This window comes from Salinisphaera sp. SWV1, from assembly GCF_052044155.1.
GTDB lineage: Bacteria > Pseudomonadota > Gammaproteobacteria > Nevskiales > Salinisphaeraceae > Salinisphaera.
Window position 1 is genome coordinate 126,785 of the sequence record NZ_JBQDYE010000006.1, and the last position, 13,717, is coordinate 140,501.

Here is a 13,717-nt window from a genome sequence, read left to right on the forward strand (position 1 = left end):
GGGCATGCGCGCAAGCACCTACCTGACCATGCTTCTGATCGCGCTGGTGGCCGTGGCCGCGGGCTGGCTGGCCCAGCGCTATGCCGTCACCACCGACTGGACCGCCGGCAATCGCAACAGCCTGACCGCGGCCAGCCAGCGCGTGATCGGCGCGCTCGACGACGGCCCGATCGATTTCACCGCGTATATCTACCCCGGACCGCAACGCCACGATGTGCGCCAGCAACTGGCCCGCTATACCCGGGCCTCGCCCCGCATCCAGCTGCACTTCGCCGACCCGGCCCGGCACCCGGCGACCGTGCGCAGGCTCGGCATCGGCCAGGCCGGCGCCGTGGTCGTGCATTACCACGGCCGGCAACAGATACTCACCGATTATTCGGAAGCCAGCGTGACCAATGCGCTGCAGCGGCTGTCGCCGGGCGGCACGAAGTGGATCGTGTTCCTGACCGGCCACGGCGAGCGCGACCCGGGCGCGAAAACCACCGCCGGCTATTCCAAACTGGCCGCCGCGCTCGACAATCAGGGCCTCAAGGTCCGGCAGGTGAATCTGGTCAAGGCCGGCGCCATTCCGGACAACACCGCGGTCCTGGTGATCGCCTCGCCGCAGCACGACCTGCTGCCGGGCGAGGTCAACATGATCCGCGCCTACGTCAAGCGGGGCGGCGACCTGCTGTGGGTGGACGACCCCGGCCCGCGCTACGGCCTGACGCCGCTGGCCCAGGATCTCGGTATTCACTGGCTCACGGGCACGCTGGTCTATCCGGACTTCCGCAAGCTCGGCACCGGCAGCCCGGCCATCGCGCTAGTCGCCAACTACCCCAACACGCCGATCACCGCGAACCTTAAGCAGATTACTGTCTTCGCCTTCGCCGGCGCACTGTCGCCGCTGGCGAACGCGTCCTGGCACTCGAAGGCATTTCTGCGCTCGCCGGCCCGCAGCTGGCTCGAAACCGGTTCGCTGGACCGCGGCAGCATCAGTTTCCAGCCCGACCAAGGCGACCGAGCCGGACCACTGACCTTCGGCATGGCGCTGAGCCGGTCGCAGCCGCCCCCCGGAAACGGCCCCCCCCGCCACGACACCGACCGCACGCATCAACAACGCGCGGTCGTCGTCGCCGACAGCGATTTCATGGACAACGGGCACTTGCCTGAGCTGGGTAATCGCACGCTGGCACTCGCCATCTTCCAGTGGCTGGCCGGCCGTGACGCCCAGATCGCCGTCGACGTGCCCAAGGCGCCGGGCGCGCATCTGCAGATGGCGCCGGCGCGGCTTTCCACATTCTGGTGGCTGTTCGTGGTCGGCCTGCCGGGTACGTTGTTCGGGTTCGGCGTGGCGCGCTGGTGGTGGCGGCGACGCCGATGAGGAGACGGCTCGTCCTGATCGCGACCCTGCTGCTGGCGCTGGCGGGCCTCGCCGCTGCGTTGTGGTGGTCCTACCGGGCGCCGCCCGGCCCGCACACGGCCCAACTCCCGCGCATCAGCACACTCGCACCGGCCCGGGTCACCCGCATCCGCGTCCGCCACGGCAGCGACCTGGTCATGCTCCAGCGCAATGGCCCGCGGGCCCCCTGGCATCTCACCGCTCCGGTCGACGCGCCGGTCGACCGGCTGCATCGACAGGCCGTACTGTCGTTGCTCGGCCGGCGTGCCCGGCATCGCTATGCGCCCGATGCCATCGACCAAGCGACCACCGGCCTGAAGAACCCGGCGCTGGTGGTCCAGTTCAATCGGCAGGCACCGATCGATATCGGCGGACGCGGCGCGAGCCCGGACAGCCGCTATGTCCGCACGCCGCACGATCTGCTGATCGCGGCCCTGCCGGATCTATCCGGTCTGCAGTGGGGCTGGACGCACTGGATCTCGCCGGCGCTGGTGCCGCCACATCGACAACTCAAGAAACTGGTGTTGCCGCATTTCACGCTGAATCGCGACACGCATGGCGATTGGCACGCCCAACCGGCCGGTCAGCGCAGCGCGGCGGCCGTCGCGGCGACGCGGCAGGCCTGGCAGCGCGCCCGGGCGCTGACCGTCGTGCCGGCCAACCAAAGCCGCCAGCGCCTGGCGCGCGTCACGCTCGTGTTCGAACACGGCCCACCGCGCCATCTCGACATCATCGAACGCCACCCCAACCTGATCCTGCGCGATCCGGCACTGGGCGTGGACTATCACCTGGCCGGCAATCGCATCGGCCCGCTGCTCGAGATCCGGCATCCCGGGCTTTGACGCCTTGACGCGTAGTTCCACGGGGATTTTTATCCGCAGATCGACGCAGATTCACGCAGAAGGCGGTTGGGCTCGGTTGGCTTCGCCAAGCCAAGCAGGCGCCACCCAGTGCACGACGTCACTGCCTCCCGATACAATCGTGGCGAAACCACTTATGGACGTATTTTTTTATTGCAAAAACCACGAGATAAACGCTCCGGAACTCAATTCATGACGAGTAAGGCGACACGCCCGACACCGCTCCAGGCCGACGCCGGCCAACCGCCCTCTGCGCGAATCTGCGGACAGACATTTTAAAGCACCCGTCTTCCTTCCGGTTGCCGACTCGAGCGATTCCAAGTCGCCGCCCCCTGAATACGCCCCCCAATCGCGTTTGCGCTGCGCGCATTAGCGGATACGCAAGCGCATCGTGTCCGGCCATGTCGCGCATGTCAGAATATCGGCATGCCCGAGCTACCCGAAGTCGAAACCACCCGCGCGGGCGTGGAGCCGCATGTGGCCGGCCAGCGTGTGCGCACGGTGATCGTACGCCAGCCGCAGCTGCGCTGGCCGGTGTCGGCAGCGCTGGCGTGTGACCTGCCCGGCCAGACCATTCACGGCGTTCGCCGCCGCGCCAAATACCTGTTGTTCGCCGCCGATACCGGGCATGTCTGCCTGCATCTCGGCATGTCCGGCCGGCTGCGCGTGGTGCCGGCCGATACGCCGGCGCAAACGCACGATCATGTCGACATCGTGCTCGAAAGCGATATGACACTGCGCTTCAACGATGCGCGCCGTTTCGGCTCCCTGTTCTGGCTGACGGGCGACCCGCAGGCGTTCCCGCTGCTGGCAAGGCTCGGCCCCGAGCCGTTGTCGGACGATTTCGACGGCACCTGGCTGAAGGCGCGCTCGGCCGGCCGGCGGAGCGCGGTCAAGGCCTTCATCATGGACGCGGCGGTGGTGGTCGGCGTCGGCAATATCTATGCCTCGGAAGCGCTGCACGCGGCCGGCATTCATCCACGCCGCGCGGCCGGGCGCATCGGCGCCTCGCGCTACGAGGCACTCGCCGTCGCCATCAAACGCGTGCTCGGCGAGGCGATCGCGGTGGGCGGCACGACGCTGCGCGACTACATCGGCGTGAACGGCGATACCGGCTATTTTCAGCTGTCGCTGGCCGCATACGGCCGCGAAGGCCAGCTCTGCCCCCGCGGCTGCGGGCCCATCCGGCGCGAGGTGATCGGCCAGCGCAGCACCTTCTTCTGTCCCGTCTGCCAGACCTGAGTCGCATACACGCCCCGCCGCGTGGCACCGGAAGATGACAGGCCGCCAAGCGGCGGACTAGGCTGGGCGCTCGTTTAACGACTCCCGCGGTCTCATGCGCTACATCGGACTGATTGCGGCCTTCGTGGCAACCGGCGTTTTCGCTGGTCTGACCTTCATGCTGCCATCCTACTTCGCGCTGTTTTTCATCATCTCCGGCGTGTTTCTGACCATCGGCCTGCACGATCTGCTGCAGTCCGAGCATTCGCTGCTGCGCAACTATCCGCTGCTCGCGCATTTTCGCTGGTTCTTCGAATCGATCCGGCCCGAGATCCGTCAGTATCTGCTCGAATCCGACACCGAGGCGGCGCCGTTTTCCCGCGAGGCGCGCAGCCAGGTCTATGCCCGGGCCAAAGGCGCCAACGATGCCGACCCGTTCGGCACCGAACTGGACGTCTATGCCGAAGGCCACGAGTGGCTGGCACATTCCATGGCCGCCCGTATGCCGGCCGAGACCCCGCCGCGGGTGCATATCGGCGGCCCGGACTGCACACGGCCCTACTCGGCCTCGACCCTTAATATTTCCGCGATGAGCTTCGGCTCGCTGTCGGCCAACGCCATCCGCGCGCTCAACAAGGGCGCAGCGCTCGGCGGCTTTGCCCACGACACCGGGGAAGGTTCGATCTCGCGCCATCACAAGGAATTCGGCGGCGATCTGATCTGGGAACTGGGCAGCGGCTACTTCGGCTGTCGCAACCGGGATGGCTCCTTCGACCGCGCCCAGTTCGTCGATCGTGCGAGTGACGACCAGGTCAGGATGGTCGAAATCAAGATGTCCCAGGGCGCCAAGCCCGGCCACGGCGGCGTGCTGCCGGGCGCCAAGGTCACCCCGGAAATCGCCGAGGCGCGCGGCGTGCCGGTCGGCCAGACCTGTGTTTCGCCGCCTTCCCACACGGCATTTTCCACCCCGATCGAAATGATGGCGTTCATCGCCGATCTGCGCGAAGGCTGCGGCGGCAAGCCGGTCGGCTTCAAGTTGTGCATCGGCCACGGCTGGCAGTTCATGAGTCTGGCCAAGGCCATGCTCAAGACCGGCATCACGCCGGATTTCATCGTCATCGACGGCGCCGAGGGCGGCACGGGCGCCGCACCGCTGGAACTGGCGGACAATGTCGGCACGCCGCTGCGCGAGGGCCTGGTCTGGGCGCATAACACGCTGGTCGGCGCTGGCCTGCGCGAGCGCATCAAGATCGGCGCCTCGGGCAAGATCACGTCGGGTTTTCGCATGGCATCCAACATGGCGCTGGGCGCGGACTGGTGCAATTCGGCGCGCGGCTTCATGTTCGCGGTGGGCTGTGTGCAATCCGAGTCCTGTCATACCGATCGCTGCCCGACCGGCGTGGCCACCCAGAACCCCTGGCGCCAGCGCGCGGTGGTGGTGCCCGAGAAGGCCGAGCGGGTCTATCATTTTCACAAGGCCACGGTGGCGGCCATGCAGGAAGTGGTGGCCACGGTCGGGCTCGATCATCCGGCCCAGCTCGCGCCGGAGCATCTGTGCCGGCGCACGCGCGATTCCGAGATTCAGAGCGCCGATCAGGTGTATCGTTTCCTCAAGACGGGCGAACTGCTCGTGGCGACCGGCAAGCGCGGGCGCTACGAGAGCGCCTGGGCCCGCGCCCAGGCCGAAAGTTTCCTGCCCCGCAGCCACGCCGCCTGATCGCCGCCACCGGCGAAGGAGTTGAATCGATGGCCTGGTTCCGACCGCACCGCCGCGATGACCGGCCGACCGGCGCGCCGGAGACGCCCGACGCGCTGCGCGCCTATGCCGGCCAGTATTCCGAAACGCGCTTCTGGACCAAGATGTCGCGGGTATTCAAACGTGCCGGCTACGAACTGCTGGAGAAAGCGCTCTGGCTGCACTATGCCGCCCGGCGAACGGACACGCCGGCCTGGGCCAGGGCCACGGCCTACGGCGCGCTCGCTTATTTCATACTGCCGTTCGACGCCATTCCCGACTGGCTGGTCGGCTATGGCTTCACCGACGACCTGGGGGCGATCACGCTCGCCGTGGCGACCATATCACGATACATCGACGCCGATGTGCGGCGTCGGGCCACGGCCAAGCTCGACGACTGGTTCGGGCGGCCGAGCCATCGTCGGCCGATGCATACGGTGAAATGAGCGCCGCCCACGATTTCCGCGGCCGGCGGGCGCTGGTCACCGGCGCCTCCTCGGGCGTCGGCGAAGCCGTGGCACGACGACTCGCGGCGGCCGGCGCGCACGTGGTGATCGCCGCACGCCGTGCCGATCGCCTGCAGCGCCTCGCCGACGAGATCGGCACCATCGCCTGCCCCGCGGATATAACCGCGCCAGGCACCTGCATCGAACTGGTCGAAAGCGCGGTCGCCGCGCTCGGCGGGCTGGATATCCTGGTCAACAATGCCGGCGCCCATCATCGCGGCGATTTCGCCGATCAGAGCGTGGATCATCTGGCGGCGATGGTGGATGTGAACCTGCGGGCGCCGGTGGTGCTGTCGCGCGCCGCCCTGCCGCATCTGCGTGCCGCCGCGCGCGGCGCCATCGTCAACGTCGGCTCGGTAGCCGGGCGCATGCCGGTGCCCGGCAGTGCCACCTATTCGGCGACCAAGGCCGGCCTGCGAACGCTGACCTATGCGCTGGCCGAGGAATGCCGCGGCACGCGCGTGTGCGTATCGGTGGTCTCGCCGGGACCGATCGCGACCGATTTCATTCTCGCCGACATCGACGCCGTGACCGACCTGACGTTCTCACAACCCATGAGCACGCCCGAGCAGATCGCCGACCTGGTGCTCGACTGCATCACCGACGCACGCGTGGAACGCACCCGCCCCGCCTCGACCCGCATCATGACCACCCTCGGCAGCCTGTTCCCGGTCCTGCCGCGCGCGCTGCGCCCGGCCCTGGCGGCCAAGGGGCGACGCGCCAAGGCACGCTACCGACGCGGCAGCTGATCGCCGCTTGCGCCCGTATCGCTCTGGGCCCAAAGTGGCCAAGCCACTCGAACCGTTGCCAAGGAAACTGCAGCCATGGGCATTATTGCCTGGATCATATTCGGCCTGATCGCCGGCGCCATCGCGAAACTGATCATGCCCGGTGACGACCCGGGCGGCATCATCGTCACCATCGTCATCGGTATTGTCGGCGCGGTGATCGGCGGCTTCATCGGCGGCATACTCGGCTTCGGCGGCGTGACCGGATTCAATATCGGCAGCTTCGTCATCGCCATTCTCGGGGCGATCATCCTGCTACTCCTGTATCGGATGGTCGCCCGGCGTTAGTCGCCGATATCGGTGTGCGCCGCGGTTTTCCGCGGCCTCGCCCGCCGCACACGCGAACCCCCCCTGGTTCGGCGCCCGCTCGCGCGTCAGGCGCTTGTCGTTGCTGAACGAGATACGATCTGGCCCGGCCAACCCGGCGACCTGCTCGATCGTCGACCCCGCCCTGCTTATTTCCGCCCGGTACGGCGCGCTCAAGTAGCGCGCCGTACCGCCGATGTATCCCCTGGAATTAAACCTATGGCATCGGCAAGGCAAAGGGGAGTGATGAATGGCCACAAGCCAATGGGATCTCGCGATCGACCCGGTCTCTGACGAGACTGACAGCGGCACACCACATACCGAGGGCACACGCACGGTCGCCCGCGGTTGGCCGCTCAAGTACAAGATCGGCGTTGCACTGGTCTTTCTGCTCGTGCTGGCTGTTGGCATCGTGGCCATATTCGGTCACAACGTGCGCTCGGAAATCTATTCCTCCCGAAAGGCGGGTTTGCGTAACACCGTGGCCATGGCCGAAACCATGATCGCCGGTTTCGAAAAACGCGCCGCCAATGGCGAAATGAGCGAGCAGCAGGCCAAGCAGCGGGCCATCCAGGCGCTGTCGAACATGCGCTTTGGCGCCAACCACAAGGACTATGTTTTCGTCTTCGACTCCGACGACAACATCATCTGGCATCCGCGCCACAAGGCCGGAACGAACGAGAGCGACTTCAAGGACGTCAACGGCGTTCACGTCTACCGCCGGCTCAGCGAAGCCGCTCGCAAGAACGGTGCGGGCTACGTCTACTATTCGGCGCCACGTGCCAAGAACGGGCCGGAATTGCCGAAGCTGAGCTATGTCACGCAATTCAAGCCCTGGGGCTGGGATATCGCGGCCGGGGTCTACATCGACGACCTGCACACGATATTCGTGCAAGAACTGATCCGGTACGGCGCCACGCTCGGCGGCTTCACCCTGATCATCATGCTGATTTTCATCCTAATCGGCCGCAACATCTATCGCGAACTCGGCGGTGAAACCTATGAAGCGCGCCGCCAGCTCGAGCGCATGGCGACCGGCGATCTCAGTCAGTCCACCGAGATCACCAGGCGCCACGCCAACAGCCTCATGGCCAGCCTGGAAGCCATGCGCCGCGACCTGGCGGCGATGATCGCGCGCATTCGCCAGGGCAGCGAATCGATCGACAGCGCGGCCGGCGAGATCGCCGACGGCAACGCCGACCTGTCGACCCGAACCCAGCAACAGGCCGCCTCCCTGGAGGAAACCGCGGCGAGCATGGAAGAGCTCACAGCCACCGTCTCCAACAACGCCGGTCACGCCAGCAACGCCAGCGAGCTCGCCACCAAGAGCAGCCAGGCGCTGGAAGACAGCCGGCGCCTGATCGGCGAAGTGGTCGATACGATGAGCCAGATCCGGCAGGGCGCCGACGAGATCTCGCAGATCACCACGCTGATCGACGACATCGCTTTCCAGACCAACCTGCTCGCGCTCAACGCCTCGGTCGAGGCGGCGCGTGCCGGCGAGCACGGCCGCGGCTTCGCCGTCGTGGCCAGCGAAGTCCGCAAGCTGGCCCACCGCTCCGCCGATGCCGCCAAGAACATCTCCGGGCTGGTCGAGCGCTCGGTGTCCTGCGCGCACACCGGCGCCGAGCGTGTCGATCAGGCGAGCACCTCCATGGATACGCTGGGCGAACACGTCGAGCAGACGCGCACGCTCATGTCCGAGATCTCGACCGCGTCGACCGAGCAATCACGCGGCATCGAGCAGGTCAATCAGGCGGTCACCCAGATGGACGAGGTGACCCAGCAGAACGCGGCGCTGGTGGAACAGGCCTCGGCCGCGTCGCAGTCGCTCAAGGACCAGGCCGGCGAACTGCGGCACACGGTGGATCGATTCCGCGTCGCGGACGAGGCATTCACAAGCGCGTAAGCGCAGGCGCGCTCGCCTGGTTGCGTCCCGCCGGCCCCGGGCCGCGACACGGCGGCGCCGCCGCTCCGGCACCGCAGCCGAAGCGGCGTGCCGGGCAAGTGCAGCCCGGTCTGCGCGGCACAGGTCTGCTAGACTCGCCGGGCTCGCTCAGAGCGCCGTTTTTACCGCGATTAGGGCCATGAAACACGAAACCGACAACCTGCGTATCAAAGGCATTCAGGAATTGATCTCGCCCGAGGCCTTGCTGGCCGAGCTGCCGGTCTCGGAGACCGCTTCCAACACGGTCTTCGAGGCCCGATCCGGGATCCAGAAGATCCTCGCCGGCGAGGACGACCGCCTGGTGGTCGTGGTCGGGCCCTGCTCGATTCACGATGTGGACGCCGCCCTCGAATACGCCGAGAAACTCAAACAAGCCCGCTCGACGTACGCGCGCGATCTGCTGATCGTCATGCGCGTCTATTTCGAGAAACCGCGCACGACCGTCGGCTGGAAGGGTCTGATCAACGACCCCGATCTGGATGATTCGTTCAAGATCAACAAGGGCGTGCGTCTGGCCCGCAACCTGCTCTCGCAGCTGGCCGACCAGGGCGTGCCCGCCGGTGTGGAATTCCTCGACCTGATCACGCCGCAATATCTGGCGGATCTGGTGTCCTGGGGCGCAATCGGCGCACGGACCACCGAATCGCAGGGGCACCGCGAGCTGGCCTCGGGGCTGTCCTGCCCGGTCGGCTTCAAGAACGGCACCGGCGGCTCGATCAAGATTGCGGTCGATGCCGTGGGTGCGGCCGGCCATCCGCATCACTTCCTGTCACTGACCAAGGAGGGCCGCTCGGCGATCTTTGCCACCGCCGGCAACGCCGACAGTCACCTGATTCTGCGTGGCGGCAATAACGGGCCGAACTACGATGCGGACTCGGTGGCCGGCGCCGTGGCCCAGCTCGGCCAGGCCGACCTGCCCGCCCGCGTCATGATCGATTTCTCGCACGCGAACAGTCGCAAACAGCACAAAAAGCAGCTCGAGGTCGGCGACGACGTATCGGGCCAGATTGCCGCCGGCAGCCGGGCGATCTTCGGCGTCATGATCGAGTCGCATCTGCAGGAAGGCAACCAGAAACTGGTACCGGGCGTTAAACCGGACTACGGCGTGTCGATCACCGATGCCTGTCTCGGCTGGGAAGACACGCAGACGCTGCTCGACGAACTGGCGCACGCGGTGGCCGAGCGGCGCGGCCTGCGCAACGGCGACGACGACTACTAAGCGGCCGCCACGCGCACCAGGGAAAAACCGCCGAAAGGCGGTTTTTTTGTTTACCAGTAGGGGCCGGGCAGAATGGCGGCCAGCAACCGTGCGCGAATGTCGGGCTTTTCCGGCTGGGCGTTGCGCCCGGCGTAACCGCGCGAAGCCCGGGACGACGGGAACATGTGAAAGGCCTTGTGCAGCACGAAGTCGTTGAGCTTCGGCCACACGGCATAGCTGACCTGGGCGGTGGTTCCCAGCGGCGAGGCGATGCTCTTGGGCCGATCGATGACGGCGGCCACGATCATGTTGGCGGCCTGTTCGGGCGTAAGCGCCGGGACATAGTCGTAAAGCTTGGTCGGCGCGATCATGGGGGTGCGCACCAGCGGCATGTAGATCGTGGTCAGGTCGATGTTGCGCGAGGCCACCTCGGGCGATAGACAGCGCGAGAAGGCATCCAGGGCCGCCTTGGAGGCCACATAAGCCGAGAACCGCGGCGCGTTGGTCAGCACGCCGATCGACGAGATATTGATGATATGCCCCGCCCGGCGCTTGGCCATCGAGGGCAGCAGATTGAAGATCATCCGGATCGCGCCGAAATAGTTGAGCTGCATGGTGCGCTCGTAATCGTGGAAGCGCCCCAACGACTCGAACACCGCACGCCGGATCGAGTGGCCGGCGTTGTTGATGAGAATATCCACGTGCCGATGATCGCGCAGGATCGTGGCCGTGCATTCGTCGATCGCCTCCAGACGCGACAGATCGCAGGAGTAGGCGAAGGCCCGCCCGCCCATGCGCTCGACGATGGCCCGGGTCTCTTCGAGCTTGTCCGGATTACGCGCGATCATGCACACGGTTGCACCGGCCCGCGCCATCTTCTTGGCGGTCATGAAACCGATGCCGCTGGACGCCCCGGTGATCACCACCACGCGGCCCGAAACACGCCGCACCAGCGTGGCCGGCACCTCGACGTCGCAGTCGATATGCATCTCCCAGTAGCGCCAGAGCGTCTCGGCGTAATCCGGCAGTTTCGGACATCGGATCCCGCTGCCGGCCAGCGCCGCGCGCGTATTGGCGTCGTCGAAAATCGCGCGGTTGTTGATGTAGCCGAGGATCGACAACGGCACGCCCAGGGTCTTCGAAAGACGCTTTTCGAACCAGCCGGCCAGGGGCAGACGCCCGGCGAGCTGCTTGACCTGGCGTTCGGTGGCCGCCGACCACTGCTGGCTGGGCAGGTTATGGATGACGTCCGGACCGTGTGCGGCGCGCACGAATGTCTTCAGCATCTCGCCGGCCGTCGGCGGATCCGGCTGGATCAGGAAGTAGGCCCTGCCATGGCCCGAGCGCTTGTGGGCGATGTGCACCATGGCCTCGGCCACATAATCGACCGGAACCACCGGCATCAGGCCACCCTCGATACCCAGCAGCGGCAGCCATTTCGGCAGGCGGTCGCGCAGCGCCTTGATCGCCGGAAAGAAATAGTAAGGCCCGTCGATCTTGTCGATCTGGCCGGTCCTGGAATCGCCGACCACCATACCCGGCCGATAGACTTTCCACGGCACCTCGGCGCGCTCGCGCACGATCGCCTCGGACTGAAACTTGGTGCGGTAGTAGGGGTGCGGCAGCTGCTGGCCGACATCGAACATGTCGTCGCTGAACACGCCTTCATGGTCGGCACCGGCGATCGCCACCGAGGACATGTGGTGAAAGACCGGCTTGCGGCGGCTCTCGTTGGCCAACGCATGGGCCAGCGCCACCACGTTGGCCGTGCCCTGGCTGTTGACACGATCGGCCTGGGCGTCGCTCATGTTCATGTCGTACACCGCGGCCAGATGAAAGACATGATCGATGGTGCCGGCCAGCTCGGCGCGCGCCGCCGCATCGATCACCCCCTCCCGCGTGATATCGCCCCAGACCGGGATCAGGCGCTCCGGATCGGCGCCCAACGCCTCGCGCAGGGCCTCCATTTTCCCCGCGCTTGCGCGGCGCATGAGCACGTAGACCGTCGCCGAGCGGCGCGCCAGCAGGCCCGCCACCAGAAACCGTCCGATAAAGCCGGTCGCACCGGTGACCAGATATTTCATCAATTATCGCTCTCTGTTTGGAACCGGTGCCCTGCTCATCCGCAACACTACGGTAGGCCAAGCGAGCCGCCACGCCAATACCTGCCGACACCGGCCACATCTGACAGAATGCCCCCTCATGCCCGACTGGTGACACCATGAGCGAGACTATCTTCAGCAAGATCATCAACCGCGAGGTCGAAGCCGACATCGTGTTCGAGGACGATCAGTGTCTGGCCTTTCGCGACGTTAACCCCCAGGCGCCGCTCCACGTACTCGTGATCCCCAAAAAGCCGCTTGCAATGCTGGCTCATGCCGAGGCGGAAGACGGCGAACTGCTCGGCCACCTGATGCTTGTGGCACGCCGCGTGGCACGCGACGAAGGCTACGGGGACGCCTTCAGGCTGGTGATGAACAACGGCGAAGCGGCCGGTCAGACCGTGTTCCACATGCACCTGCATGTGCTGGGCGGGCGCGGCTTCCAGTGGCCGCCGGGCTGATCGCCCGCGCCACGGCGGACTTGTTTTTTTTCTGTTTAGCTTTATTGTCATGTCGGTAACCTCGTCGCGGGCGTGCCGCCCGGAGACGACGCCGGGACCCCGCTCACGAGCCCCGTCCCGGCCGCCCCTCTTTCCCCAAGCACGAACAGTCAATGAGCACGACCGCAAAATCTGCTACTCATGCCGGCGCGCGTGGCCCGCGCGGCCACGGCCGCGCCGCGACCGAGGATATCGAAGACGTCCAGGGCCGGTCCGATCCCCGCAACCTGGCCATCAACAAGGTGGGTATCTGCGATATCCGGCACCCGGTGTCGATCGCCCAGCGCGTCGGCGGCCATCAGTCCACGGTCGCCACATTCGGCATGTACGTCAATCTGCCCCATGAGTTCAAGGGCACGCACATGTCGCGCTTCGTGGAGATCCTCAACGCCCACGAACACCAGATCACGCTCGAATCGTTCAAGACCATGCTCGGCGAGATGACCGAACGGCTCGAGTCCGACAACGGCCACATCGAGATGACCTTCCCGTACTTCGTCGACAAGTACGCACCGATCACGGGCGAAAAGGGGGTCATGGACTACGAAGTCACCTTCATCGGCGATCGGGTCGACGGGCACACCGACATGCATGTCGAGGTCAAGGTGCCGGTCACCACACTATGCCCCTGCTCGAAGGGTATCTCCGACTATGGCGCCCACAACCAGCGCTCGCTGGTGACGATCCGCGTCAAGGCGAACGCCTTCTTCTGGGCCGAGGAGCTGATCGACATCGCGGAATCCGAAGGCTCCTGTGAATTGTTCGGCATCCTCAAACGCATCGACGAGAAGGCCGTCACCGAGCGGGCCTACGAAAATCCGAAGTTCGTCGAGGATGTGGTTCGCGATATCGCCACCCGGCTGAACGACGACGATCGCTTTCGCAGTTATCGGGTGGAGTCGGAGAACTTCGAATCAATCCATAATCATTCCGCTTACGCCATGATCGAGCGGAATAAGGACCTGCCCGACGGCTGAGTGCCTGCGGTCGAGCCGAAGTCCGACCAACATCAGCGAACGCATCCCGCAGCTTGCGCTGCGGGAACCCTGCTCTGACGTCGCTGAGTCGGCCGACTTCTCATCCAGCCACAACCACTCCGCTTACGCCATGATCGAGCGGAATAAGGACCTGCCCGACGGCTGAGTGCCTGCGGTCGAGCCGAAGTCCGACCA

At 66.0% G+C, this 13,717-nt stretch carries 12 protein-coding genes; 11 read left to right on the plus strand and 1 reads right to left on the minus strand.

Features of this window, described 5'->3' with window-relative positions:
* Nucleotides 1-4 precede the first annotated feature (4 nt).
* The 9 genes from ACS8YF_RS04715 (at nucleotide 5) to ACS8YF_RS04755 (ending at nucleotide 9,964) form a co-directional block, all read left to right on the plus strand.
* The gene (locus ACS8YF_RS04715) at nucleotides 5-1,363 is read left to right on the plus strand and encodes a GldG family protein (protein ID WP_440849060.1); all 1,359 of its coding nucleotides are present in this window, start codon (nucleotides 5-7) and stop codon (nucleotides 1,361-1,363) included.
* The gene (locus tag ACS8YF_RS04720) at nucleotides 1,360-2,223 is read left to right on the plus strand and encodes a hypothetical protein (protein WP_440849061.1); all 864 of its coding nucleotides are present in this window, start codon (nucleotides 1,360-1,362) and stop codon (nucleotides 2,221-2,223) included. The genes ACS8YF_RS04715 and ACS8YF_RS04720 overlap by 4 nt, the downstream gene beginning before the upstream one ends.
* A gap of 444 nt (nucleotides 2,224-2,667) precedes the next feature.
* A complete protein-coding gene (mutM, locus tag ACS8YF_RS04725; protein WP_440849062.1) occupies nucleotides 2,668-3,483 on the plus strand; it encodes a bifunctional DNA-formamidopyrimidine glycosylase/DNA-(apurinic or apyrimidinic site) lyase in 816 nt (271 codons plus the stop codon).
* A gap of 94 nt (nucleotides 3,484-3,577) precedes the next feature.
* Nucleotides 3,578-5,179, plus strand: a complete 1,602-nt coding sequence (locus ACS8YF_RS04730) for an FMN-binding glutamate synthase family protein (RefSeq protein WP_440849063.1) — start codon at nucleotides 3,578-3,580, stop codon at nucleotides 5,177-5,179.
* Nucleotides 5,180-5,208: 29 nt separating this feature from the next.
* Complete coding sequence (locus ACS8YF_RS04735) at nucleotides 5,209-5,643, plus strand: YkvA family protein (RefSeq protein ID WP_440849064.1); 435 nt, start codon at nucleotides 5,209-5,211, stop codon at nucleotides 5,641-5,643.
* Entirely contained in the window at nucleotides 5,640-6,452 is an 813-nt protein-coding gene (locus tag ACS8YF_RS04740; RefSeq protein ID WP_440849065.1) for an SDR family NAD(P)-dependent oxidoreductase, read from the plus strand. Before ACS8YF_RS04735 ends, ACS8YF_RS04740 begins: the two co-directional genes overlap by 4 nt.
* Nucleotides 6,453-6,527: 75 nt before the next feature.
* Nucleotides 6,528-6,779 carry a GlsB/YeaQ/YmgE family stress response membrane protein gene (locus ACS8YF_RS04745; RefSeq protein WP_440849066.1) on the plus strand — a complete coding sequence of 84 codons (252 nt, stop codon included), beginning with the start codon at nucleotides 6,528-6,530 and terminating at the stop codon, nucleotides 6,777-6,779.
* Nucleotides 6,780-7,047: 268 nt separating this feature from the next.
* Nucleotides 7,048-8,706, plus strand: coding sequence for a methyl-accepting chemotaxis protein (locus tag ACS8YF_RS04750; RefSeq protein WP_440849067.1), 1,659 nt, complete (start codon nucleotides 7,048-7,050; stop codon nucleotides 8,704-8,706).
* 178 nt (nucleotides 8,707-8,884) lie between these two features.
* Nucleotides 8,885-9,964, plus strand: coding sequence for a 3-deoxy-7-phosphoheptulonate synthase (locus tag ACS8YF_RS04755; protein ID WP_440849068.1), 1,080 nt, complete (start codon nucleotides 8,885-8,887; stop codon nucleotides 9,962-9,964).
* A gap of 50 nt (nucleotides 9,965-10,014) precedes the next feature.
* Here ACS8YF_RS04755 and ACS8YF_RS04760 read toward each other — a convergent pair whose 3' ends face one another.
* Nucleotides 10,015-12,027, minus strand: a complete 2,013-nt coding sequence (locus ACS8YF_RS04760; RefSeq protein ID WP_440849069.1) for an SDR family oxidoreductase — start codon at nucleotides 12,025-12,027, stop codon at nucleotides 10,015-10,017.
* 137 nt (nucleotides 12,028-12,164) lie between these two features.
* Here ACS8YF_RS04760 and ACS8YF_RS04765 point away from each other — a divergent pair, with 137 nt between their 5' ends.
* Both ACS8YF_RS04765 and folE2 read left to right on the plus strand, forming a co-directional pair.
* Entirely contained in the window at nucleotides 12,165-12,506 is a 342-nt protein-coding gene (locus ACS8YF_RS04765; protein ID WP_440849070.1) for a histidine triad nucleotide-binding protein, read from the plus strand.
* 152 nt (nucleotides 12,507-12,658) lie between these two features.
* A complete protein-coding gene (folE2, locus tag ACS8YF_RS04770; RefSeq protein ID WP_440849071.1) occupies nucleotides 12,659-13,522 on the plus strand; it encodes a GTP cyclohydrolase FolE2 in 864 nt (287 codons plus the stop codon).
* Nucleotides 13,523-13,717: the final 195 nt, after the last annotated feature.

Coding starts and splice junctions, on each gene's coding strand:
- ACS8YF_RS04715 (WP_440849060.1), top strand. CDS start 5: ATGCGCGCAAGCACCTACCTGACCATGCTTCTGATCGCGCTGGTGGCC.
- ACS8YF_RS04720 (WP_440849061.1), top strand. CDS start 1,360: ATGAGGAGACGGCTCGTCCTGATCGCGACCCTGCTGCTGGCGCTGGCG.
- mutM (WP_440849062.1), top strand. CDS start 2,668: ATGCCCGAGCTACCCGAAGTCGAAACCACCCGCGCGGGCGTGGAGCCG.
- ACS8YF_RS04730 (WP_440849063.1), top strand. CDS start 3,578: ATGCGCTACATCGGACTGATTGCGGCCTTCGTGGCAACCGGCGTTTTC.
- ACS8YF_RS04735 (WP_440849064.1), top strand. CDS start 5,209: ATGGCCTGGTTCCGACCGCACCGCCGCGATGACCGGCCGACCGGCGCG.
- ACS8YF_RS04740 (WP_440849065.1), top strand. CDS start 5,640: ATGAGCGCCGCCCACGATTTCCGCGGCCGGCGGGCGCTGGTCACCGGC.
- ACS8YF_RS04745 (WP_440849066.1), top strand. CDS start 6,528: ATGGGCATTATTGCCTGGATCATATTCGGCCTGATCGCCGGCGCCATC.
- ACS8YF_RS04750 (WP_440849067.1), top strand. CDS start 7,048: ATGGCCACAAGCCAATGGGATCTCGCGATCGACCCGGTCTCTGACGAG.
- ACS8YF_RS04755 (WP_440849068.1), top strand. CDS start 8,885: ATGAAACACGAAACCGACAACCTGCGTATCAAAGGCATTCAGGAATTG.
- ACS8YF_RS04760 (WP_440849069.1), bottom strand. CDS start 12,027: ATGAAATATCTGGTCACCGGTGCGACCGGCTTTATCGGACGGTTTCTG.
- ACS8YF_RS04765 (WP_440849070.1), top strand. CDS start 12,165: ATGAGCGAGACTATCTTCAGCAAGATCATCAACCGCGAGGTCGAAGCC.
- folE2 (WP_440849071.1), top strand. CDS start 12,659: ATGAGCACGACCGCAAAATCTGCTACTCATGCCGGCGCGCGTGGCCCG.